At 50.2% G+C, this 1307-nt stretch carries 3 protein-coding genes; 2 read left to right on the top strand and 1 reads right to left on the bottom strand.

Annotation, left to right across the window (positions count from 1 at the left end):
* Positions 1–213, top strand: a 213-nt coding sequence (locus NZ772_19115) for a DUF4351 domain-containing protein (protein MCS6815668.1), incomplete at its 5' end; no start/stop codon positions are given.
* 14 nt (positions 214–227) lie between these two features.
* On the opposite strand, the gene NZ772_19110 is transcribed toward NZ772_19115, so the two are convergent.
* On the bottom strand, positions 228–350 hold the full coding sequence (locus NZ772_19110; GenBank protein ID MCS6815667.1) for a hypothetical protein: 123 nt from the start codon (positions 348–350) through the stop codon (positions 228–230).
* A 368-nt stretch (positions 351–718) separates the two neighbouring features.
* On the opposite strand from NZ772_19110, the gene NZ772_19105 reads away from it, so the two are divergent.
* Positions 719–1307 (top strand): Uma2 family endonuclease (locus NZ772_19105; GenBank protein ID MCS6815666.1); only part of this gene is annotated, 589 nt, incomplete at its 3' end.

Raw genomic sequence — 1307 nt, 5'->3', positions numbered from 1 at the left:
CAATGGCTGCACAATCTTGCCACCCAGATTGATTGCCTTACCCAGCAAATCACTACCCAGCTAGGAGACCTGCCCCCTGACCTGCGACTGACATTGCAGCAGCTATCCTTAGCACAACTGGCGGCCCTGCCAGTAGCCTTGCCCAGCTTGTCCCAAATGGCTGACCTAGAAGCGTGGCTGACAGCACAAACCTCTAGCGCTGATGCACCATAGCCCAATCTACTGCCTTACAAGTCCTTGCCATCAGCGGCGAAGGTAAAATCCTGGGAGTTGGCAAAGCGGGAGGCAGAGGTGCGATCGCCCTTACCTTGGGTGATGGAGTCGCAGACTCGATCGTCTACTTCAAACATACATCTGACGAAAAAAGATGGCTGCCAGGGCTACGGGTGGAATGGCCGACAGTTCTGTTTCCCCAGTAGTGGTAATCAGGGTAGAGGGCAGGGGCTGCCGAACCGTCAGTGGATTAAATTAGCTTCGATAGGCTAGCGAGAGTGGTATCTAGTCTGGTAAAGATTATTCCTGATTTAGCTGAGCAATTCTGATAGGTTGCAAGTTAACGGCTAACTCTCCGCAGTAGTATACAGGCATCAGTTAGAAAAGCTGACGAATGGGTGTCAACAGGGTAGGAGCAAACTGCCTGGGTAGTTGCAATCGGGTTAAAATGTAGCTCTATTGGAGCCTAGGGTTCCAAGGTCATGATTGCTGGTGAGGTGCCATTATGCTGCTGGAGTTAAACCGAATCATGGTTCCGCCGGGGCAAAAGGTGTTGCTCAAGGATGTGAACTGGCAAGAATTTGAGACGATCGTCGCAGACTTGGGTAACCATCGATCAGCCAGAGTTGCTTATGACCAAGGTGTATTAGAAATTATGGCTCCCCTTCCAGAACACGAAGTGAACAAAGTATTGATTGGTAATCTAATTGAAGCACTTCTGGAAGAACTCGATATTGACTTTTGGTGCCTAGGGTCAACTACCTTCAAAAACGAACTGATGCAGCAGGGAATAGAACCCGATCATTGCTTCTACATCCAACATGAGGCGGCAGTGCGGGGCAAGGATCGATTGGATTTAGCCATTGACCCGCCTCCTGACTTGGCCATTGAAATTGATGTGACTTCCCGCACCCATCCCCAGATTTATCAAAACTTGGGTGTGCCTGAATTGTGGCGGTTTGAGCAAGAAACCCTGCAAATCAACCAACTTCAGGATGGGCAGTACCAGCCAGTAGCTACTAGTTCTCTAGCCCCCCATCTGCCCTTGGCAGACATGATGCCCCACTGTTTACGCCAGAGTAAGCTAGTAGGTC

This window comes from Cyanobacteriota bacterium (genome assembly GCA_025054735.1).
GTDB lineage: Bacteria > Cyanobacteriota > Cyanobacteriia > SKYG9 > SKYG9 > SKYG9.
This window is presented reverse-complemented; position numbering and strand designations above follow the sequence as displayed.